General features: G+C 69.1%; 18 protein-coding genes. 10 read left to right on the top strand and 8 right to left on the bottom strand.

Annotation, left to right across the window (positions count from 1 at the left end; genetic code table 11):
- Positions 1–10: 10 nt before the first annotated feature.
- Positions 11–1339 (bottom strand): cytochrome P450, encoded by a 1329-nt coding sequence (locus ACU6XJ_RS03015; protein ID WP_476306652.1) that lies wholly within the window; start codon positions 1337–1339, stop codon positions 11–13.
- Between the two features lie 164 nt (positions 1340–1503).
- On the opposite strand from ACU6XJ_RS03015, the gene ACU6XJ_RS03010 reads away from it, so the two are divergent.
- The gene (locus ACU6XJ_RS03010) at positions 1504–2322 is read left to right on the top strand and encodes an SAM-dependent methyltransferase (RefSeq protein WP_476306651.1); all 819 of its coding nucleotides are present in this window, start codon (positions 1504–1506) and stop codon (positions 2320–2322) included.
- Between the two features lie 11 nt (positions 2323–2333).
- The gene (locus ACU6XJ_RS03005) at positions 2334–3143 is read left to right on the top strand and encodes an SAM-dependent methyltransferase (RefSeq protein WP_476306649.1); all 810 of its coding nucleotides are present in this window, start codon (positions 2334–2336) and stop codon (positions 3141–3143) included.
- 2 nt (positions 3144–3145) lie between these two features.
- On the opposite strand, the gene ACU6XJ_RS03000 is transcribed toward ACU6XJ_RS03005, so the two are convergent.
- From ACU6XJ_RS03000 to ACU6XJ_RS02985, 4 genes are all read right to left on the bottom strand, one after another.
- A complete protein-coding gene (locus ACU6XJ_RS03000; protein WP_476306647.1) occupies positions 3146–3688 on the bottom strand; it encodes an N-acetyltransferase family protein in 543 nt (180 codons plus the stop codon).
- A 13-nt stretch (positions 3689–3701) separates the two neighbouring features.
- Complete coding sequence (locus tag ACU6XJ_RS02995) at positions 3702–6848, bottom strand: BTAD domain-containing putative transcriptional regulator (protein WP_476306645.1); 3147 nt, start codon at positions 6846–6848, stop codon at positions 3702–3704.
- Between the two features lie 273 nt (positions 6849–7121).
- Positions 7122–8573 (bottom strand): amidase, encoded by a 1452-nt coding sequence (locus ACU6XJ_RS02990; RefSeq protein WP_476306643.1) that lies wholly within the window; start codon positions 8571–8573, stop codon positions 7122–7124.
- Complete coding sequence (locus ACU6XJ_RS02985; protein WP_476306640.1) at positions 8574–8894, bottom strand: hypothetical protein; 321 nt, start codon at positions 8892–8894, stop codon at positions 8574–8576.
- Between the two features lie 106 nt (positions 8895–9000).
- Between ACU6XJ_RS02985 and ACU6XJ_RS02980 the strand changes: the two genes are divergently transcribed.
- Positions 9001–9855 carry a DUF5753 domain-containing protein gene (locus ACU6XJ_RS02980; RefSeq protein ID WP_476306637.1) on the top strand — a complete coding sequence of 285 codons (855 nt, stop codon included), beginning with the start codon at positions 9001–9003 and terminating at the stop codon, positions 9853–9855.
- Between the two features lie 8 nt (positions 9856–9863).
- Positions 9864–10058 (top strand): DUF397 domain-containing protein, encoded by a 195-nt coding sequence (locus tag ACU6XJ_RS02975; protein ID WP_476306635.1) that lies wholly within the window; start codon positions 9864–9866, stop codon positions 10056–10058.
- 54 nt (positions 10059–10112) lie between these two features.
- On the opposite strand, the gene ACU6XJ_RS02970 is transcribed toward ACU6XJ_RS02975, so the two are convergent.
- Entirely contained in the window at positions 10113–10523 is a 411-nt protein-coding gene (locus ACU6XJ_RS02970; protein WP_476306633.1) for a VOC family protein, read from the bottom strand.
- Positions 10524–10662: 139 nt separating this feature from the next.
- Between ACU6XJ_RS02970 and ACU6XJ_RS02965 the strand changes: the two genes are divergently transcribed.
- The 5 genes from ACU6XJ_RS02965 (at position 10663) to ACU6XJ_RS02945 (ending at position 14781) form a co-directional block, all read left to right on the top strand.
- Positions 10663–11181 carry a hypothetical protein gene (locus tag ACU6XJ_RS02965; protein ID WP_476306630.1) on the top strand — a complete coding sequence of 173 codons (519 nt, stop codon included), beginning with the start codon at positions 10663–10665 and terminating at the stop codon, positions 11179–11181.
- Positions 11182–11184: 3 nt separating this feature from the next.
- A complete protein-coding gene (locus tag ACU6XJ_RS02960; protein ID WP_476306628.1) occupies positions 11185–12144 on the top strand; it encodes a hypothetical protein in 960 nt (319 codons plus the stop codon).
- 159 nt (positions 12145–12303) lie between these two features.
- Positions 12304–13635: an MFS transporter gene (locus ACU6XJ_RS02955; protein WP_476306625.1), complete on the top strand. Its 1332-nt coding sequence runs from the start codon at positions 12304–12306 to the stop codon at positions 13633–13635.
- Positions 13636–13750: 115 nt separating this feature from the next.
- Complete coding sequence (locus ACU6XJ_RS02950; protein ID WP_476306623.1) at positions 13751–13939, top strand: hypothetical protein; 189 nt, start codon at positions 13751–13753, stop codon at positions 13937–13939.
- A 140-nt stretch (positions 13940–14079) separates the two neighbouring features.
- On the top strand, positions 14080–14781 hold the full coding sequence (locus ACU6XJ_RS02945; protein WP_476306620.1) for a TetR/AcrR family transcriptional regulator: 702 nt from the start codon (positions 14080–14082) through the stop codon (positions 14779–14781).
- A 207-nt stretch (positions 14782–14988) separates the two neighbouring features.
- Here the strand turns inward: ACU6XJ_RS02945 and ACU6XJ_RS02940 are convergent, their stop codons facing one another.
- Positions 14989–15606 (bottom strand): dienelactone hydrolase family protein, encoded by a 618-nt coding sequence (locus tag ACU6XJ_RS02940; RefSeq protein ID WP_476306618.1) that lies wholly within the window; start codon positions 15604–15606, stop codon positions 14989–14991.
- Positions 15607–15884: 278 nt separating this feature from the next.
- Here ACU6XJ_RS02940 and ACU6XJ_RS02935 point away from each other — a divergent pair, with 278 nt between their 5' ends.
- A complete protein-coding gene (locus tag ACU6XJ_RS02935) occupies positions 15885–18836 on the top strand; it encodes an ATP-binding protein (protein ID WP_476306616.1) in 2952 nt (983 codons plus the stop codon).
- Positions 18837–18920: 84 nt separating this feature from the next.
- Here the strand turns inward: ACU6XJ_RS02935 and ACU6XJ_RS02930 are convergent, their stop codons facing one another.
- Complete coding sequence (locus tag ACU6XJ_RS02930; protein ID WP_476306613.1) at positions 18921–19559, bottom strand: TetR/AcrR family transcriptional regulator; 639 nt, start codon at positions 19557–19559, stop codon at positions 18921–18923.
- Positions 19560–19571 lie beyond the last annotated feature (12 nt).

Raw genomic sequence — 19571 nt, 5'->3', positions numbered from 1 at the left:
GTCTGGTGCGTTACGTGGTGCGACTGACGGCGATCATCGGCAACTGGCTGGGATAGGCCGCGCTGGTGACCTTGGCCCGCACCGTTTTGCCTGGTACCGGCACCAGCCGCCAGTGCGCGGCGATGGTCGCCGCGGCCAGGGTGAGTTCGGTGCGGGCGAAGGCGTGGCCGATGCACTGGTGGGCGCCGGTGCCGAACGGGATGTAGGCGCCCTTGGGAATCACCCGGGCTCGTTCCGGCAGCCAGCGGTCCGGGTCGAACCGCTCCGGGTCCGGGTAGAAGCGCGGATCGTGGTGCAGCGCGTGGGGGCTGATGGTCACCTCGGTGCCCGGCGACAGGGTCGCCTCGCCCAGCCGCACCTCGGTGATCGTGCGCCGCATCAGAATCCAGATCGGGTACTTCCGCAGCGTCTCGTTAATCACCTGATTGGTGTACTTGAGCCGCGGGATGTCGGCGAAGGTCGCGGGCCGCCCGCCGAGCACCTCGTCCACCTCGGCGTGCAGCCGCTGCTCCACCTCGGGCCGCTTCGCCACCTCGTGGAACATCCAGGCCAGCGCCAGCGCGGCGGTCTCGGTGCCCGCGGTGAGCACGGTCAGCACCTCGTCGTGCACCTGCTGATCGCTCATCTGCTCGCCGGTGTCCTCGTCGCGGGCCAGCAGCAGCATGGACAGCATGTCGCCGCGGTCCACGCCCTGATCGCGGCTTTCCCTGATGACCGGCATGACGATGTCGCGCAGGCGTTCCACCGCGGTGTCGAAGCGCCGGTTGATGGGCAGCGGCAGTTTCGCCACCACACCGGGTGACAGCACCCGGATCATGCCTTCCTTCAGCACGATCGGAATCGAGCGCCGGGCCTCCTTGATGGCTTCTTCACCCAGACGGGTGGAAAACAGGGTGCGGCCGACGATGCTCATGGCGAGCGCCTGCATCTCGTGGTCGAAGGCGAGTTCCTCGCCGTCCCGCCAGGAGCCCGCGACCTCGGTGGCCACCACGGCCATCGTGGTGGCGTAGTGCTCGATGCGCTGGCGGTGGAAGGCGGGCATCATCAAACGGCGTTGCCGCAGGTGGAAAGCGCCGCTGGTGAGCGCGAGACCCTCGCCGAGGAACGGGCGGAAGCGGTCGAACATGATGCCGCGGTGGAACTTGGCCGCCTCGGTGACCATCACCTTGTGCACGAGTTCCGGTTCCGTCACCACGATGGAGGGCAGCGGACCGAGGTAGATCTTCACCAGGTCCCCGTGTCTGCGCAGCGACGAGGTGAACCCGAAGCGTTTGCGTATCAGCGAGTGCGTGTGTCCCAGCAGCGGTAACCGCCCTGGTGCCACGCGGACCTCGGCCATGACTCCTCCTTTTGGCGCTTGTGGCGCAACAAAATGGCCTAACCCAGTCGTACAGTGTGCCCTAGCAATGAGTACTCATTCGGGTACTAATAGTGATGCTATGGGTGGCGAACTGTGTTCTCCGGGATCGGTAACCTTGCTCCGTTCACAAGGAGGCCGACGCGGTGACAGATCCTTTGGAGTGGGTGCCGGAAGGCATCGACACGACGGTGCCCAATCCTGCTCGTGCCTACGACTACGCGCTCGGCGGAGCACACAACTTCGCCGCCGACCGCGCGTTGGTCGAGGCCGCCAAGCAGGTAATGCCGGGGCTGGTCACCTTCGCCAGGCTCAACCGCGCCTTCATGGGCCGCGCCGTGCGCTTCATGGTCGAGGCCGGTGTCCGCCAGTTCATGGATATCGGCGCGGGTATCCCCGGTGTCGGCAACCTGCACGAGATCGCCGCGAGCACCGGCAGCCGGTGCAAGGTGGTCTACGTCGACAAGGACCCGATCGCGGTGGCGCACAGTGAGATGTTGCTCGTGGACAACCCGGACGCGGTGGTGCTCCGGGCCGATGCCCGTGACCCCGGCAGCATCCTGGACAGCGCCGTCGCGCGGGAGGTGCTGGACTTCGACCAGCCGATCGGCCTGTTGTTCCTGTTCCTGCTGCACTGGATTCCCGACCAGGAGGATCCGCACGGGCTGGTGCGCCGCTACCGGGACGCGCTGGCGCCGGGCAGCTTTCTCGTCGTCTCGCACATGTCCAGCGACTACGGCCGCGACGTGCTGACCGGCCAGTTGGCCGACCTGATGACGCAGCGCCGCAGCAGTGAGCAGCTGTCCTGCCGCTCCACGGCTGAGGTCGGCGCGTTTTTCGAGGGCTTCGAGTTGGTGGAACCCGGGCTGGCCGGTGTCGGAACCTGGCGTGCGGGCCCCGGCGACTTCTCCCACGACCCGCAGATCAACAACCACGCGATCGTCGGCGTCGGCCGCAAGCCCTGACGGGGAACCCGGTGACTGGCGCGATGGACTGGATACCCGCGGGTATCGATCCGACGGTGCCCAATGTCGCGCGCATCTACGACTTCAGCCTCGGCGGCGCGCACAACTTCGCCGCCGACCGCGAGATGTTGCGCAAGTTCGAGGCGATGATGCCCGGCATCGGACGGCTCGGCAAGATCAACCGCGCTTTCATGCGGCGCGCGGTGCGGCTCATGACCGATCACGGTGTCCGACAGTTCCTGGACATCGGATCGGGCATTCCCGGTATGGGGAATGTGCACGAGCTTGTGCAGGCGGTGGACCCGTCGAGTCGGGTGCTGTACGTGGACAAGGACCCCATCGCCGTCGTGCACAGCGAGCTCATGCTGGCGGACAACGACCGCGCGGAAGCGCTGCGCGCCGATATGCGTGATCCGGAGTCGATCCTGGGCAGTGCGGAGGCCCGACTACTGGATTTCGACCGGCCCATCGGTCTGCTGTTCATCGCCCTGCTGCACTGGGTGTCCGATGAGGACGATCCGTGGGCTTTGGTTCGCACCTACCGCGACGCGTTGCCGTCGGGAAGCTGGATGGCGATCTCACACCTGAGTTTCGAGTACCGGCGCACGCTCAGCGCCGAGTTGGCCGAGCAGATGCGCCTCCGCACCGTCGACCGCCTGTCCTGCCGTGAACGCGACGAGATCGCCCGCTTCTTCGAAGGCTTCGAGATGGTGGAGCCCGGCATGGTGGGCGCGGGCGCGTGGCGAGCGGGCCCCGGCGATTTCTCCCACAACCCGGAGATGAACAACCACGCCATCGTGGGCGTCGCCCGAAAGCCCTGAGCTCAGAGCTTCTTGTACATGATGGTGGTGGGCGCCAGGGTGCCTTCGGGTGTGGCGGCCCAGTCGGGGACAGTGCCGACGGACTGCCAGCCGCGGCGCAGGTAGAGGGACTCGGCGGGGCTCCCGGTGGCGGTGTCGAGCACGAGCAGCGAGCGGCCGAAGGTTCGGGCGCCCGCCTCCGCGGCGGCCATAAGTTGGCTCGCGATGCCTTGTCCCCGGAAGTCCGGGTGCACCATGAGTTTCGCGACGGTCGCCCGGTGCAGGCTGTTGGGCAGGGTGGCGAGGATCAGCCGGATCACTCCGAGCACCCGGCCTTCGCGCTCGTCCAGGAGCGGATCGGGCATCGGGTCGGCCGGTTCCACGGCGATCCAGGTCAGGGCGTTGGGCTCGTTGAGGGTGGCTTGCCACCACCGGCGGGCTTCCTGCTCGGTGAGGGTGTCCAGGAACCCGATGTTGGCGCCGTCGGCCACGCAGCGGAGCAGGATCTCGACCAGGTCGTCTTCGACGTAGGGGTCGTCGGTGGTGGGGAGCGCTTCGACGTGCACGGTGCTGAGGATGTCAGGTGCGGGTGGCGAGGCGTTCCTGGAGGCGGGCGTGGCGGAACTGGTAGACCGCGCCCGCCTGCCTGAGGACGCCCTTGGTGTGGGCGTCGGCGAGGAAACGCATGAGGCGCAGCGGGGTTTTGCCGCGGACCGCCAGCCACAGGCGGGTGAGGGCGAAGGCGCCCCAGGAGCGGGACAGTCCGACGGTCAGCGCCACGCCGAGGCCGAAGGTGGCGCCGACCAGCAGCGCCGTGGTCAGCGGGGGTGACGGCGGGAAGGACTGGCCGCCGATGACGGCCGCGCCCGCGATGGCGTAGACGATGCTGCCGAGGCGACCGAACAGGAAGCGGCCCAGCAGTCCGCCCGCGACGGCGCCCGCCGCGGCGATGGCCAGGTCGAAGGTGCCGTTGAAGACGGGAACGATGCCCTGCTGGTCGGTGAAGGTGTAGGCCATGCCGAAGAACAGGCCCAGCGACAGCGCGAACGACAGAGTGTAGGCCACCGCGGCCAAGCGGTCCTGTTTCAGCACGGTCAGCGGGCCCGCGACGCGGGTGGCGTCGGCGGGGGCGTCCAGCCAGACGTGCACGCCCAGCGCGAGGCTGATCACCAGTGCCAGCAGCAGAACCAAATCGAAGCCGAGCGTCCAGTCCAAGCCGAGGGCGATGCCGATGACCAGGCCTATCCCGCAGCGGATCAGGAAGCGTCGGCCGCTGCCGCGGAGTCGGAACTCGACGCGCAGCGGGCCGGGCCGGGTGCCGACGGCGTGGGTGACGCAGCCCGCGAAGGCGAAGGCCAGCCCGTAGATCAAGCCGACCCTGGGACCTGCGGCGAGCAGGCCGGTGATGGCGAAGATCAGGGCGGGCGGGAGGCCGAACAGCAGGCCCCTGGTCACAGGGGGGAGGGCTCTGACCAGTTGCCACCAGGCGAGGTCGCCGGTGTGCGCGGCGCGCAGGCGTTTGGCGAGGAAGGTCAGCCAGCGTTCCGCCGGTTGCGGGTCGTAGGCGGGTGGGGGTGGGCGGTTGTCGGGCGAGGGTGGTGGCGGGCGGTGGGTGTAGACGGCGGGCAGGAACGCGTCGAGCAGGTGCTCCTCGATCGCCTCTGCCTCGGTGAACTCCAACAGTTCGGACGGGTTGGTGGTGGGGGCGGCGTAGGCGGTGCGGGCCAGGTCCACCATCAGCGGTGTCGAGAGCGCTGTCGCCAGCGGGCCGTCGGGGTGGCGGCGCAGGTGCCCGATCACGGGTTCCCAGCGGGTGTCGCCGAGCCGCTGGCGGGCGATGAGGAACTTGATCGCGTCGTCGACGCCGATGGCTTCCAGTTCCACCACGGCCGCGCGGGACAGGAACGCGCCGCGGTGGTTGACGGCTTTCTCGTATTCGGTGCTGCGGCAGGTGACGATCAGCGGGGTGAGCGCCCGGACCTCGCGCTCCGGTGTTGTGGCGGTGCCGTCGCCGTGGCGGGAAGTGGGCTGGGACGCCTGGCTCATGGACGCGAAGCCTGGGCTGGGCCGGGACGTCTGGCTCGCGGACGTGGGGCGTGGGGTGGGCTGGGACGTCTGGCTCGCGGACGTGGGGCGTGGGGTGGGCTGGGACGTTTGGCTCGCGGACGTGGAGTGCGGGTCGGGCCGGGACGTCTGGCTTGCAGACGTGGGGCCTGGGTCGGGCCAGGACGCCTGGCCCAGAGGCGTGGGGCGGCCGGGCCGGAACGTCTCGCTCATGGACGTGGTGCCCACGGATGCGGGGCGTGTGGCGGGTGGCTGCTGGGTGTCCTCATCGGGAGGCTCGGACCTCGGCGCGAAGGGGGAGGCCGTGGCGTGGTCGAGGGCGTCCACCGCGGCGGCGTGCAGGCCCGGCGGCATTTCGTCCAGCCCGTCCAGTACCGGCAGGACGCGGCCTTCCACGACCAGGCGGGTGGGGGCGTTGGGACCGTAATTGGCGCGGTTCGCCAGGCCGGGGTACTCCTCGGCGAGCTTGTTGGCCAGCCAGGTGTGCAGGTGCTCGCGGCGGGGGTCCCAGGACGACAGTTGCAGCAGCACCGGGACCGGCTCGTCGGGGTGGAGGTCTTCCAACAGGCCCAGGGTCAGCAGGATCGCCAGGACGGTCTTGCCCGCGCCGGGTTCGCCCAGGACCACCAGCTGGCGGGCGGGCAGCCCGCGGAACTTGCCGACCACATCGCGGAGGTCACCGGAGAGGGCCAGTTGTTCCTGCGTGCCTTCGCCGAGGACGGCGGCGGCCATGGCGGCCACCGGGCGACCCGTGCTGGACCAGCGCACATGCACCGGTTCGGGGCGGTGCAGGGAACGGGACTGCGCCTCGACGGTCCACTGGCGGGTCACGGCGATGGCCAGGGCCTGCGCGGCGTGGTCCAGTTGGGTGCGGGCCCGCTCGGCAGGCGGTGGCGGAGCGTCGACGGGTAGGGGAGCGCCGCCCAGTGAGGGGTCGGCGCGGAGGATGCGTTCGTGGAGTTCCCGCAACTCCGGGCCGGGGTCGACGCCGAGTTCCTCGAGGAGCATCGTGCGGGCCTGCTGGTAGGCCTGTAGCGCCTCGGCTTGGCGGCCCGCCCGGTAGAGGGCGAGCATCAGCGAGGCGCGGAAGCGTTCCCGCAGCGGGTACTGGTCGACCAGGGCGGTCAGTTCCGCGATCAGCTCGCCCGATTTGCCCAGGGACAGTTCGGTTTCAACCAGTTCGTCCAGGGTGGCCAGGCGGTATTCGGTAAGGCGAGTGGCCTCGGCGAGGAGGCTGGGGGCAGGCGGCAGGTCGGCCAGCGGCTCGCCGCGCCAGAGGGCGTGCGCCGCGCGAAACAGCTTGGCGGCCTCGGCCGCGTCCCCTGCGTTGCGGGCGGCGCGAGCTTGGGCGATCAGGTGGTCGAAGCGATGCAGGTCCAGTTCGCCCGGTTCGACGCGCAGCACGTAGCCGGGGCGCTGGGTGACCAGGCGGCCCTCGTCGAGGATGCGGCGCAGGCGGGAGACGTAGGTGTGGATGGTGGGGCGCGGGTCGCCGCCGCTCTGCTCCTCCGGCCACAGTTCGGTGGCCAGCCGATCGACGCTGAGCACCTGGCCGGAGTGGATCAGCAGGACCGCGAGCAGTGCCTTGGTCTGCGGGGTGCCGAGATTGCGGGGACCGTTCGCGTCGAACACCTGGAACGAGCCCAGAACGCGAAACTCCACTTCACCCCGCTCCCAAGCTGGTCGTTCAGGTTGCAGTCAGGGGCCGTCAAGGCCGCTTGTCCACGATGGAGGCGTGAGATTCGGAAGCCTCCATCGGAGGCTCTCGTCATATCACAACGCGGGTTATATGCGGACTGCCTCGGCGGTCGGGTTCGCGCATTCTGGGGAGTCTGTGCGAAAGCGATCACCGGACAGTCCTGTGGAGGCCGCGTTCGCGATGTCTGGGGGGACAGCGCGGACGCGGCCCCGTGCCCGGTTTGTGTTGCCTGGGGGCTAGCACAAGCCGGACGGCCGCGACGGGGAGCGGGCGTGCCAGTCGGTGCACTGCTGATACGCGTCGGCAACGGCGGTGAGCAGGGCGTCGGTGCCCGGGGGACCCATCAGTTGGGCGCCGACTGGCATCCCCGAGTCGGTGAAGCCGCACGGGAACGCCACCGCGGGCAGCCCCACGAGACTCGCCGGGAACGTGAACGGCGTCAGCACCGGGATCAGCGGAACCCCGTCGACCTCGGAGATGCCGTGCGGCAGATCGCTGATCGGGCTGGTGGGAAGCAGCAGCACGTCGATGCGGCTGAACAGTTCGAGGTAGTCCCGCGTGATCGCCGCCCGGACCCGCCGCGCGTGCAGGTAGTCCGCCACGGGCACGGTCAGGCCCGCCTCCAGGAACGCCTGGATGTCGTCCGCGAACCGTGCGCCCCGGTTGAGGTGCTCCCGGAACCGCGCTGACGCCTCGGCGAACACCATCACGCTGGCTGCTGCTTGCGTGATCTCCAGCGCGGGCAGGGTCACCTCGATGACCTCGGCTCCGAGGTCGCGCAGCACCTCGGGGACTTCCGGCACGGGGTTGAGCACGCCGATGCGGAGTTCGCGGAGGTCGACGGTGGGGAATCGGGGTGTCGGCGGGGCGTCGTTGGTGAGGACCTGGAGCAGGAGCAGGCAGTCGCGGGCGGAACGGGCCATGGGGCCGACGGTGTCGAAGGAGGGGGCCAGGAGCATCGCGCCGCTGCGGGGGACGAGGCCGAAGGTGGGGCGGAGGGCGGTGGTTCCGCAGAAGGCGGAGGGCAGGCGGAGGGAGCCTCCGGTGTCGGAGCCCAGCGCCATCGGGACGTTGCGGGCGGCGAGCGCGGCGGCGGAGCCTCCGGACGAGCCGGAGGTCATCTTTTCCGGGTTCCACGGGTTGCGGGACTGCGGGGTGGAGACGCCGTAGGCGATCTCGTGGGTGTGGGTTTTGCCGACGAGGATGCCGCCTGCCGCGCGGACGCGGGTGATGACGGTGGCGTCCCAGCGGGGCTGACGGCCCGCGAACGCGGGACTGCCGTATTCGGTCGGGGCGTTCGCCGTGTCCAGGAGATCTTTGGCGGCGAACGGGATGCCGTGCAGCACCCCGGTCGGCGGTCCCGCGTTCGCGAGGTCCGCCTGTGCGCGGGCGGCGTCGGTGATCAGATGGGGGAAGGCGCTGATCACCGGCTCGGAGGAGCCGATCGCGGACAGGCAGGATTCGAGGAGTTCGGTGGGGGTCAGTTCACCGCGCCGGATCGCCAGGGCCGCGTCGATGACGCCGAGGTCGCAGGGTTGCGTTGCGGGGGCCGGGACGCTCGGGGTGCGGGGGAGCAGCGGGATGGGGCGTGGCTCGAACGGCGGGAGAGCGTCGTCGTCGATGCCTTCGGCGCCTGCGATCGCCTGGATTGCGGCGGCGGTGAACTGTTTCGCTTCGGCGAGATCCACCTACCCCAAGGTAGCCGGTTCGGCGGGAATGAGGCTGGCGAAGTGCCGCCGCTGGGTCTTGGCGGTGTCGAGCATGGTCTTGGTGACGGGGCATGGCCATGCACAGGCGCACTTGCGGCAGTAGGGCACGAGATAGCGCCGATGCTCGGACACCAGGAGATTGAGGGTGTTGGTGAGGTTGCTGATGACGCGGCCCGCGGTTTTGATTTCCGCGTTGTCGTGGTCGGTGAATTTGGTGGCCAAGTCGCGTGTCCGGTTGAGGTGGCTCTTCAGCTCCAGATAGAGGTTCTGGTAAGCCTCGGTCTCGGGGTCGTAGTCCATGAGTATCAAGTAGACCGACTGTCCCCGGGACAGTGCAGACCCCCGATCCGGGAGATCTGCTGGAAAGAGGTCTTGCGTTGTCCCTGGGGCATCTATGTTCGAATCCATGAAGGATCGTGATCCAACGATTCGCAGCCGAGAGCTGGGCGATGGACTACGCAAGATCATGGAGGCGGCGGAGCTCACTGGTGCTCAGATTGAGCGCCACCTCAAGTGGGGTCGCGGCCGAGCGAACAAGCTCCTTACCGGCAAGCGGGGCGGAAACGCTGACGAGGTGAAGGCCTTCCTAGCGGTCTGTGGGATTGCCGGTGGCCCTGAGTACGATCGATTGGTGCGCCTGTGCGGCACCGTCGATGAGAAAAACTGGTGGCAGCAAGCCGCACCCTGGACCCCTGAGAAGCTCCGGACGCTGATCGATCTCGAGCAGAAGGCCAAGGCAATTTCGCAATTCGAGATGGCGGCAATGCCGGGGTTGCTTCAGACAGCCGACTATGCTCGGGCATGGATCAGCCGTCTGGTGAGCATTCCGGCTGCCCATCTCGAGAACCGAGTAGCAACTCGGCTAGCTCGGCAGGAAATCTTCAATCGGAAGCATCCGCCCAGCTGTCGATACTTCATTCAGGACTGGTGCCTCCGAGTCCGGGTGGGCAGCGACGAGATCACGTCTGGTCAGCTCCACCACCTACTTCGCATGTCTGTGCGCGACTACATCACAATTCGAGTTGTTCCCGAATCGTGGGGCGCCCATCCTGCGCTGAATGGTTCGTTCCGGTTGCTGGAATCCGCCAAGTACAAGCCAGTTGTGTTCATGGAGAAGTACCGGTCCAACCTGTTTGTGGAGGGGAAGGAGGAAGTGGCCGAGTTTCAGGCCATCCTAGATTTGCTGGCGGAAGCAGCCCTCAGTGAAGCAGAATCAAGAGAGGCGATTGCGGCGCGGGCGAAGGAACTCTCTCCGGATTGAGGTTGGCGATGACCGAGCGGGAGCAGGATGACATCCTCTGGCGAGTGAGTAGCCACAGCGCACACGATGAGTGCGTTGAGGTCGGCTCGGTCGCAACAGGTGTGTTGGTCAGAGATTCCAAGGACCGCAGCGGCCCCGTGCTTGCCTTCGGCGCCGCAAGCTGGCGCGCGTTTCTGGGCAAAATGCCTGGTCAGGGCTCGTGAGTGGCAACCGAGGTTAGAACCGTGATTGCCACTCACGAGGGTTGACCTGGGGGTTCACGACTCCTGAGTCATGGCGCTGGGGTCCATGTAGAGGATCTCCCAGATGTGGCCGTCGGGGTCCTGGAAGCTGCGGCCGTACATGAAGCCGTCGTCGGCCTGGTAGCCGCCCGCCGAGCCGCCCGCCTCCAGCGCCTTGTTCGCCACCGTGTCTACCTGCTCCTTGGAGTCCGCCGACAGGGCCACGATGACCTCGGAGGAGGTTTTGGCGTCAACCACGTCCTTGCCGTGGAAGCTCTTGAAGAACGGCTCCGCCAGCAGCATCACGTGAATGTCCTCGCTGATCACGATGCAGGAGGCCTTGTCGTCGCTGAACTCCTTGTTCTGCTCGTAGCCCAGCGCGGTGTAGAACGCGGTCGACTTGGGCAGGTCCGCTACCGGCAGGTTGACGAAGATCTTGGTGGCCATGGTGCTTCCTCTTTCGGTTCTGTATTGACGCTTCGCAGGTTGGACCATCGGGCCGACCGGAACTCATCGCCTCTTGGGTAACGACCCCATAACAGGTGGTTGGTCCAGTTCGTCATCGGAGGTCGTTACGCTGTGGGCGGTGCGCGCACCTCTTGCGGATTTCGCGGACTTCTCGTTCGTGCTGCTGCCCGTCACCGCCGAGCCGGACCTGGCGGGCGAGCGTTTCGGCGTCGTCCTGGCCGAGGGTCAGGTGCTCTCGCTGATCACCGCCGACGACATCCCCGGCGCCGGACTGCCGCCGGTCATCGTCGCGAGCGCCGACCTGGACGCGCGGGACTTCCTGGAGACCCAGGCCGTCTGGCTGCTGGACCTGCGCCCGCGCGGACTTGTGGTGGTGTCCGACCAGGAGATAGTGGGCGTGGTGGCCACCGAAGTCCTCGAAGAGCTACTCGATTCCGGTGCTTACCAGCCGCCGGAGCGCAGGCACGGTGCTGTTGCCGACGGCCAGTTGGGCGGTGATCCACTGACGCTCGCGGCTCGAGTGATCTGCGCGTCTTGCGGGCACCTCAATACCCTCGCCTTCTACGACCCGGACGTCCCGCAGGCCTGCGCCAACCCCGCCCCGCCCGCGCACGCCGTCGAACCACGCAGGGGGTAGGGCGTGCTGGGAGCGCTGCTGAAGGAATCCGCAGGCATCGCCGGGCGTCGCTTCTTTCTCGACCTGCTGCTGCCCGTGCTCGGGTTCGGCCTGCTCGCGATCATCCTGGTCGCCCAGGACCGCTGGGGCCTGCCGGGCGCGGTGCGCCGATTCTCCGCGCTGGACGCCGACCTCAAGCTCGTGGCGGTGGCGGGATTCTTCGCCGTCGCCGCCCTGACCGCGATGTTCCTCGGCGGGCTGACCATCGCGTTGCTGCGGCTGTTCGAGGGCTACTTCCCACCGATGGCCTGGCTCGGTCGGCCCTGGCACCGGACGCGGCTGGCGTCCCTGGCCGGGCGCACCGACCCCGCTGCGATGCGGAAGTCGTACGCGCGGTACCCGACGAGGCCGGACGCCGTCATGCCGACCACCCTGGGCAACGTGCTGCGGGCCGCCGAGGTGTACCCGCGGAGCCGGTACGGCATCGACCCGACCGTGTTGTGGCCCAGGCTGTTCCAACTGCTGCCCGAGCGGTTGGTGCAGTCCGTGGCCGAGGCCCGCAGTGACTTGGACCGCTTCCTCACGCTCGCGCTGCTGTCGCAGCTTTTCGCACTGGCCGCCGTGCTCTACCTGCCCGGCGCTCCGGGCCTGGCCTGCCTGTGGGGCTTCACCCTGCTGGCGTGGTTGGCCTACCGGGCGGCGGTGGCGGGCGCCCTGCGCTACGGCGATCTGATCCGGGTGGCTTTCGACCTGCACCGCCGCGACCTCATGACCGTCCTCGGCCACGACCCCGACGACCCCGCCCGCGACGAGCGCGACTACTGGAATCGCCTCGGCCAGTTCTTCTACCTCGGCGTCCCCATCACCGCCGAACGCGGACCAGTTGAAACGCCGATGCCGCGGGCACCGAGGAAACGCCTCGCGCTGCCCCTGTCGGCATGGTGGGCGCTGGCGATCGTGGCCCTCGGCCTGGTCACCCTCTAACGGGCGCTCGTTGAACACCGGACAACAACATTGCTCCGATTCGGAACGCGAAAATCAGCATCCGCATACTGGTTGCCACCGCGTTACCTGTAGAACGTTGCGGCATTACTGCATTCGAGGCAGAGTGGCTGCTCCGTGTCTCACTCGGGGGAGCCGCCGATGTCGACTACCGCTCCGGAACTCCGGCCACCGCCCGCGGGCGGTCCGCCGAAGAGACGCCGGCTGCGGGACCTCGGCCTGCTCAGCGGCACGATCGTCACCGACAACGTCGAAACCGGCGTGATCACCACCCTGTTCCCGGTGATCCGCACCGCGCTGGGTCTGCCGCTGTCCGCCCTGGGCACCTTCGTCGCGGTGTCGAAGGTGGCGGGCGTGATCTTCGGCCCGCTGTGGGCGCTGCTGGCCCGCCGCACCAACCGCAAAGTCGTGTTGGTCGTGTGCAGCGGGGCCTGGGGCGTGTGGGGCATCGCGGCAGGCTTCGCGCAGGACTTCACCCAGCTTCTGGTGCTCTACACGATCGCGGCCGCGGGCTTCGCCGGTGCCGTCCCGATCGTCTCGGAGATCCTGTCCGACCTCTACGACGACCACGAACGCGGCCGGGCCGTCGGCTACCTCACCGCGGTCGGCGCGGTGGCCACCGCGGTGCTCGGGCCGCTGGTCGGCCAGCTGTCCAGGGTGCCCGACGGCTGGCGGATCGGCTTCTTCGCCACCGGCGCCCTCAACATCCTGTTCGGCGTGCTCGTCCTGCTGTACTTCCGCGACCCCGGTCTCGGCGCGGCGGAGCCGGAACTCGCGGCGCTGAGCCGCCGGGAACGCGAGGCCGATGCCCGCATCACCGTGGCCAGGATGCGTGAGCTGCTCGCCACCCCCACCTACGGGCTGCTGCTCGGACAGCAGCTCATCGGCGCCGGGCCGGGTCTGCTGTTCAGCTTCGGCATCGTGTACCTGGTCGACGTCTACCACTTCGACACCGCGACCGCCTCGCTGGTCGGCTTCCCCGCCGCGCTGGGTTTTCTGCTCGGCGCCGTGGTCGGCGGAATCGTGGTCGACCGCGTGCACCGCGCCCGCCCCGGCAGCGGCCGCATCCTGCTCAAGCAGCTCATCGCGGTGGTGTTCGCGGGGTTCGCGTTCTTCGCCACCCAGATCGACTGGGGCCACATCGCCATCTTCGCGGCGTTCAACACCGTGCTGGCCATCCTCGGCGGCGCCACCCTCGCCGTCATCGGCCCCATCGTCGCCGCGGTCGTCCTGCCGGAACTCCGCGGCACCGCCTTCGCCCTCGTGTACTCCATCCAGGCCGCGGCGGGGGCGCTGCTCAGCCTCATCGTCGGCTACTTCGGCGAGGCCATCGGCATGAAGACCACGTTCCTCTGGTTCGTGGTGATCTTCGCACTCATCGACGGGGTGTACACGCTGCTGTTCTACCGCCCCTACGCCCGCGACTGCCTTGCGCTGCAAGCAGAACTGACTCGCCGCGGGGCGCGGGCTTAACCTTCGGCAGGCACGTGACACACCCCGGGGTGCGCCAGCACGAACACGAACAAGGCGACAACGCCATGTCCGGTCTGCGCCCGCGTGTTTCCGTGACGTGGCCCCAGAAGTGCTGGTGAACACCGCGACCGCAGCGGCGACCGTCATCACCAGCCCGATCTGGATCTCGCTCGGCCGCAACTCCCTGGCAGGCGGCGGCAGGATCGGCGTGAGGATCTGCCGGCCCGCGAACCCGCCGAACACCGCGAGGTACGCCGGCAGCAACGCGTTCCGCGGGCGGCTTTCCGCCTCCGCAACGGCGTGAGTGGCCTGCGTCGAGTTGCCTTCCTCCCAGTCCAACCCGAGGAATCCGCAGGTCAGAAGGCTTGGTTGAGCAAAGTGCAAGAACTTAGGACGACCTCTGCGTTCCGCAAGGAAATTCGGCAGGAAGCTAAGGTTTTTCACATGGCGACACCTGCACGTGCGCGTTCCCGCTGGGCTGCCGGCCTGCCGCCGATCACGGCGGCCCAGATCGTCGAAGCGGCCTGCGGGCTCACCGCGGAGCGCGGTCTGGAGGGGTGGACGCTGCGTCAGCTTGCCGCCGAATTGGACGTCTGGCCCGCGGTGGTCTACCACCACGTCGGCGACCGGGAAACCGTGCACGAGGCGGTCACCGAACAGGTCGTCGGCAAGATGCACGTGCCCGACAACGACCTGCCGTGGCGGGAATGGTTCCGCTCGCTGCTGGTCGACGGCCGCCGTGTGCTCAGCGCTTACCCTGGCGTGGCCCGCCGCCTGGTGCTGCGCGGTCCGCGCGTGGCCTCCGCGCTGCACATCATCGACCGCGGCGTCGAGGTGCTCGCCCGTGCGGGCTTCGGCGACGAGGCTTTCCTGGTCTACGCCTACCTGCTCAACAGCGCCTTCACGCAGGTGGCCCTGGTCGACGAGAACGACCCCCGCCGCGCGATGGCCGAAGTGCTTGCGCCCTATGAGAATCGCGAGGACCACCCGGGCCTTGCCCGCGCCGCGGCAACCCTCCGCGGCCGCGATCTTGACGAGACCTCGCTGCGGTCCTACGAGGAGAACTACTACCTGTACACAGTGGACCGCTGCCTGGACGGCGCCGAGGCCCGCCTCGCCGCACTACGTACCGCCCGCCAGACCTGAGGACCAGCCAGCCCCCTCGGGGTCCGCCCGGCCCGCCTGCTCATCGGCCCCTGCGTTGTGGGAACTGAGCAGGCCGCCGCCCGTTGTTTCAATGTGCGGATAGCACAGTCATGCACATTTGCTGCACCATTCGGGGTGTTTACTGTGAAATTGCCACCGAATTGCCGCACGGACGTCAGCGATTGACTGTGCAATGTGCACTGGCGGTTATGGGTGGTTTCGGAACCAATCCGCCGCGAGTACCGATACCGCTTCCAGTGCGCCCGGTTCGGCGAACAGGTGGGTGGCGCCCGGCACGATTGTCAACTCCGCGGGCGCGGCCAGCCTTTTGGCGGCCCACCGGTTCAGTCTGAGCACCTGGTCGTCCGCTCCGCCGACGATCAGCAGAGTCGGCGCCTTCACCCGGTGCAGCACCTCGGCGGCGAGGTCGGGTCGCCCGCCGCGCGACACGACCGCCCGCACCGTGGGTCGCGCGGCCGCGCACAGCAGGGCGGCGGCCGCTCCGGTGCTGGCGCCGAACAGGCCCACCGGCAGCGTCGCCGTCCGCTCCCCGGCGCCCACCTTGTCCACGGCCCCGATGAGTCGCCGGGCCAGCAGCGGGATGTCGAAGCGCAGTTCGTCCTGCGAGTCCTCGGATTGCGTCAGCAGGTCCAGCAGCAGCGTCGCGAACCCCGCCCCCTGGAGGTGTTCCGCGACCGCCGTGTTCCGCGGGCTGTGCCGCGAACTGCCTGAACCGTGCGCGAACAGCACGATCCCGACGGCGTCCGCCGGGACCACCAAGTCGCCGGACAGCTCCACCTCCGGCAGGGCGATGTTGACGTCCACGAGTAGTGGGTTGCCCGGGGGTACGGCATCAAACCCGATTTTCGTAGGTATGGCCCCGAATTGAATAGGTGCGTGGTGCGGATTGTCACCCGCGCGGCCCGCCATCCATATTCAAGTCAGTTGGAAAAAGCCGCAACCGCCACCTGCGACCACACCACCCTGGAGGAGCGATGAACAACCGTACTGCCACCGGACGACGGGGGTACGGCTATGGCTTCGTCGCAAGCTGCCCACTTCCGTCCGCCTACGGTTACTGACGGACCTCATTTCCCGCCGCCGTGCTCGCCACACCGGGTGAGATCCATTACCTTCCAGGTGTGGCAGCTCGGCGTCGGAGCGAAACGCGGGATTCCCGTCCGGAGTCCGGGCGCTGGGCGCCGCTGATCGGTCGCGCCAGACCACTTTCGGACCTGCTCGCTGCGGTGAACGCGCCGCCCGCCGTGGTCCGCTTGGAGGGCGAGGCGGGCATCGGCAAGACCCGTCTGCTGGCCGAATTGATGTCCCATCCCGCACTGACCGACCGCACGGTGCTGTTCGGCACCTGCCACCGGCTGCGTGAGCCGTTCCCGCTCGGCCCCGTGATCGACGCGCTGTGCTCGATCGACAAGCCGCTGTGGAGCGCGGAGGGCAATCCCCTGCTCGGCGCGCTGCGGGTGCTGTTGCCCGAGTTCTCCGACCAGCTTCCGCCCGCGCCCGCCCCGCTGGGCGACCCGAGGGCCGAGCGTTACCGCACCTTCCGCGCCGTTCGCGAGGCCATCGTGCAGGCCGCGCCGGTCGTGTTGGTGTTCGACGACCTGCACTGGGCGGACGAGGCGAGCCTGGAGTTCCTGCGCTTCCTGGTGGACCGCATGCCCGAGCAGCTCACGCTGATCGCGGGTTACCGGGACGACGAGGAACGCACCGACGCCGTCCGCGCGGCGCTCACCCGGCCCGCCTCGGCGTTGCCCATCGCGGTCACCACCCTCGGGTTGGCGCCGCTGAGCAAGGCGGATGTCTCCGCCTTCGCCGAGGCGGTGCTCGGCGCGGACCTGGCGTCCCCCGAGCTGGCCAGCGCCGTGCACCGACGCAGCGCGGGCGTGCCGTTCGCGGTGGACGAGGTCATGCGCGCGTTGCAGGCCCGCGGCGGTACCTCGGTGGCCGACAGCAGGCGCCTGCTCGCCGAACTCGGAGTGCCCGCGGGCCTGCGGGAGGCCGTGTTGGAGCGGCTGGCCGGACTGCCGCCGCAGGCCCGCCAGATGGTCGAGGCGGCCGCGGTGTTGGCGCGCAGCGCTACGCAGCACGAGTTGGCGTCCGTCGCCGAGTTGGAACCCGACGCGGCGCGTGGCGCGCTGACCTCGGCGCTGCACAGCGGGATGCTGCGGGAAACGGGCCCCGACCGCTACGCGCTGCGGCACGCGCTCGCCCAGGAGGCGGTGCACCAGAGCCTGGCGGGCCCGCAGCGGCACCGCCGCCACGAGTTAGCGGCGCTGGCGCTGTTGCGCACCGATCCGCCGGCGCACCTCCAGATCGCGCACCACTGCATGCAGGCGGGCGACCGTGCGGGCTGGCGGCGGCACAGCGAACTGGCCGCCGACCACGCCGTGCAGGTAGGCGAGGTCGGCATGGCGGTCCGGCTGTTCCGCCAACTGCTGGACGACACCACCCTGGCCGAGCAGGAACAGGTGCGGCTGACACTCAAGCTGGGCAAGGTCGCCACCAACGGCCTGGCCGACACCGGCGCCATCGAGGTGCTTCAGGAGCAACTGGCCGAGCCCCGCATCCCGCAGGCGGTCCGCGGCGAGCTTCGCTACCACCTTGGGCTGCTGCTGCTCCAACAGGCGGGGGAGCCGCAGGCAGGCTTCCGCGAACTGGAACTCAGCGCCGCCGACCTGGTGGACACCCGACCGGACCTGGCCGCGCTGACCATGTCGGTGCTGGCCGTCGCCTACACCGGCCACCAGCACGTGGACAGCCATATGCGGTGGCTCGACGAGGTGGAGCGGCTGATGCCGAAGGTGACCGGCCGCGCCGTGCTGGCCCGCGTCGAGGTCAACCGCCTCACCGCGATGATCCACACCGGCCGCCCGGAGGGGTGGGCGCTGGCCACCCGGCTGCTGGAGGAGCCCGAGGACGACGAGGTGGCCGGGCAGTGGGTGCGCGGCTGCCTCAACGTCGGCGACAGCGCCGTATGGCTTGGCCACTACGCGCAGGCGGATCACTACCTGCGCCACGGCAAGTCACTCGTACGGCCGACGCAGTCCCAGTACATCCCGCGGCTGCTCGACGTGACCAGCACTTTGCTGGACTGGGCCTCCGGCCGCTGGCCCGGCCTGCGCCAACGCGCCGAGACGCTGGCCGAGATGCACACCGACCTGCCCCGCGTCGCCTCGGAGTACCACCTGGTGGCGGGCGCCCTCGCGATGGCAGCGGGCGACGGCCGTGCCGCCCGCGCCCACCTGTCCAAAATGGACGTAGCCAGTGGACTGCTGGCGCCGCGCCCCGCCGCGGCGACCGCCAGCGCCCTGATCGCCGTGCTGGACGCGCGCCGCGGCGCCATGCCCGCCGCGATCCGCGGCGCCGAGCAGGCCGTGGAACTGCTGCGGCACACCGGCATGTGGGTGTGGGGTCCGGAGGCGGTGCCGATCGCGGTGGAGCTGTTCGCGGGCACCGAGCGCCTGGACGAGGCCAAGCTGCTCACGAGCCAGTACGCGGAGGGCATCAAGGGCCTGGACTGCCCGTCCTCGGTGGCCGCCGTGCTGCTCTGCCAAGGCCTGATCGCCGAACGCGAGCGTGACCACCACACCGCCATGGCGCGGTACGAGGACTCCCGCCAGCGCTACGCCGCCGCGGGCCGCCCCCAATCGGTGGCCCAGCTACACCAGCTACGCGGGCGCTGCCTGCTCGCCACCGGCGACGACATCGGCATCGGCGAACTGTCCCTCGCCGCGGAGATGTTCGACGCCCTCACCGCTTCGGCCATGGCCGACCAGTGCCGAGACCTGCTGCGCAGGCACGCGGCCCTGCCACCCCGCCGCCGCGGCCGCCCCGGCTACGGCGAACGCCTGTCCCCCCGCGAAGCCGAGGTGGCCCGCCTGGCCGCCGCGGGCGTCACCAACCGCGAAATCGCCGAGACCCTCAACCTGTCCCCGAGGACGGTCGAGCAGCACGTCAGCCGCGTCCTCCACAAGCTCGGCGTCACCACCCGCCAAGACCTGCGCCTGGTCCTCCCCACCGAGGACACCCAGCTCTGAGTGCCTGAGGCCCCTTGTCCGAGGGCGGCGCGGAGCTGCCGGTCGCTCTTTGTTGTCGGATCAACACGGTGGGTGTCACTTGGGTCAGGGCGCCAGAACCACGGCGGTGGCCAGTCGGACCACCTCGCCGATCACCTCGGGCAAGCCGAACCGGTTGCCGTCAAGCGACCAGCGATACACCAGTTCGTTGACCGCGCCGATGATGGCGATGGCACCGAGGGTGAAGTCACGCGGCGTGGCTTCACCCTTGGTCACGGCCCGCTCGCCTTCCGCCGCCAGGAACGCGATCCATTGGTCCCGGCGGGACAGCCGGTGCGCCTCGACGGCCGGGCTGACGCCCACCACCTCCACAAAGGACAGCCGCGCCCACCGCGGGTCCGATCCGACGGTGGTGATGTGGGCGGTGACCGCGAGTTCCACCCGCCGGGCGAAGCTTTCGTTCTCCGCGTCCGCCAGCGCGTCGGCTATCGCGACCATCGCCGACGCCTGGATGCGGTCGTGCAGCGCGATCAGCAGCGCCTCGCGACCGGGGAACTCCTCGTAGAAGTTCCTGGTCGACACTCCTGCCGTGGAGCACAGCTTCTCGATGGACGTCGCGACATAGCCGTCCGTTCCGAACAGTTGGATGCCTGCGTCCATCAGGCGCTCGCGGCGTTCGGCGCGGCGATCAGCCGCCGACCTGCCGCCATAGGCGCGCTGGGGAACCGAGTCAGTGGGGGTCATCGCCGTCCATGC

The sequence above is a fragment of the Actinorectispora metalli genome, from assembly GCF_056323685.1.
The sequence above is the reverse complement of the archived record's forward strand: the minus strand, read 5'-3'. Positions and strand labels throughout refer to the sequence as shown.

What these genes read in the sequence shown, in the direction of transcription:
- ACU6XJ_RS03015 (WP_476306652.1), bottom strand. Translation starts at nt 1,339, where the DNA reads ATGGCCGAGGTCCGCGTGGCACCAGGGCGGTTACCGCTGCTGGGACAC.
- ACU6XJ_RS02985 (WP_476306640.1), bottom strand. Translation starts at nt 8,894, where the DNA reads ATGGACTACGACCCCGAGACCGAGGCTTACCAGAACCTCTATCTGGAG.
- ACU6XJ_RS02980 (WP_476306637.1), top strand. Translation starts at nt 9,001, where the DNA reads ATGAAGGATCGTGATCCAACGATTCGCAGCCGAGAGCTGGGCGATGGA.
- ACU6XJ_RS02975 (WP_476306635.1), top strand. Translation starts at nt 9,864, where the DNA reads ATGACCGAGCGGGAGCAGGATGACATCCTCTGGCGAGTGAGTAGCCAC.
- ACU6XJ_RS02970 (WP_476306633.1), bottom strand. Translation starts at nt 10,523, where the DNA reads ATGGCCACCAAGATCTTCGTCAACCTGCCGGTAGCGGACCTGCCCAAG.
- ACU6XJ_RS02955 (WP_476306625.1), top strand. Translation starts at nt 12,304, where the DNA reads ATGTCGACTACCGCTCCGGAACTCCGGCCACCGCCCGCGGGCGGTCCG.
- ACU6XJ_RS02945 (WP_476306620.1), top strand. Translation starts at nt 14,080, where the DNA reads ATGGCGACACCTGCACGTGCGCGTTCCCGCTGGGCTGCCGGCCTGCCG.
- ACU6XJ_RS02930 (WP_476306613.1), bottom strand. Translation starts at nt 19,559, where the DNA reads ATGACCCCCACTGACTCGGTTCCCCAGCGCGCCTATGGCGGCAGGTCG.